General features: G+C 31.7%; 2 protein-coding genes. Both read right to left on the bottom strand.

Annotated elements, in window-relative coordinates; all coding sequences use genetic code 11:
• On the bottom strand, positions 1 to 495 hold a 495-nt coding region (locus tag DVW83_RS14740; protein ID WP_137239681.1), incomplete at its 3' end, for a distal tail protein Dit.
• The coding region (locus tag DVW83_RS15115; protein ID WP_446717770.1) for a phage tail protein at positions 492 to 1088 on the bottom strand (597 nt) is incomplete at its 5' end. The genes DVW83_RS14740 and DVW83_RS15115, both read right to left, overlap by 4 nt.

The following is a 1088-nucleotide window of genomic DNA, read 5'->3' as shown; positions in this document are numbered from 1 at the left end:
AAATGTAATGACTGGTAAACTTTCAAAAGCTTCTGGATTAATAATGACTCCATTATTTTTAATTTCTCTTTCCTCATTCCCATCGTGTCGGAATACGAAGGGTTGACACTTAAAAATAAAATCAATATCTAGCCAATTTCTTTTCTTGTCTTTCGCAGAAATCTCACTGTATCCTAAAGCTTGATAATAATATTCATCGTATTCACTAATTATCAAAGGAGAATATACTTTATCTAAATATAGCCATGCAGCGATTTCTCTTAACTGCATGGCCATCGTTTTTTCTTGATTGCTGTATATACTCATCGGAATTATTTTTTCAATATCTTTATATTTTCCTCTGTCATATATAATATCCGAGTTCCTACCATCTACATTTATGAACTCCAAAGATGACTCTGGAAGATTGAAACTTATACCATCTCTAATGATCATTCCTAATTCAATGGATTTTTTACCTCTAAACTGAAAATATGGATATTTTAATAAATTCAAGCCAATCTCCCTCTCAATTGTTGTTCTGTTAATATAGCGAGCTTTCGAGCCGTTTCCTCAATAGATTCTTCATTAGATAAAATTACTTTTTCTATAGTGATATAAACTTTTGGCGTATCACCGTAGTCTTTTCTACTTCTAAAGTCAGTATTGTATGGGTTTGATAATTTTTTTAATGGTAAATCAAAACTAGCTATATCTGAGATTTCATAAGATAGTTTGTTATGCCATGAATCTCCAGTTAAACGATGAATATCCATATTATCTGAAATAATTCCTTGAATTTCATCAGCAATAGAAGTAACACTGTTCTTCACAGTGACAAATTGACTCAATAATCCTTCATTTAACCCTTTCATAATAGCATTACCCGCAGGGATCAATAACTTTCTATCGTAACTCAACGGTCCTTTATTTTCTTTAATCCATTCTGCAATCCCACTAACAAAACTTTTGACTTTTTCAAATCCTGCTTCTAATCCTTTTAGAAAACCCTCTATAATTGCCCATCCTGCGTCTAATAAAGCATCTGGAACAAATACACCTAGAATAGCATCCAATAAATTAAATGCTGCATTTCTAACGATCTCTTG

The organism is Enterococcus sp. VV15 (assembly GCF_005236045.1).
GTDB classification, from domain to species: domain Bacteria; phylum Bacillota; class Bacilli; order Lactobacillales; family Enterococcaceae; genus Enterococcus_B; species Enterococcus_B durans.
Note: the sequence above shows the minus strand (reverse complement) of the source record. Positions and strands in the feature narration are given on the sequence as shown.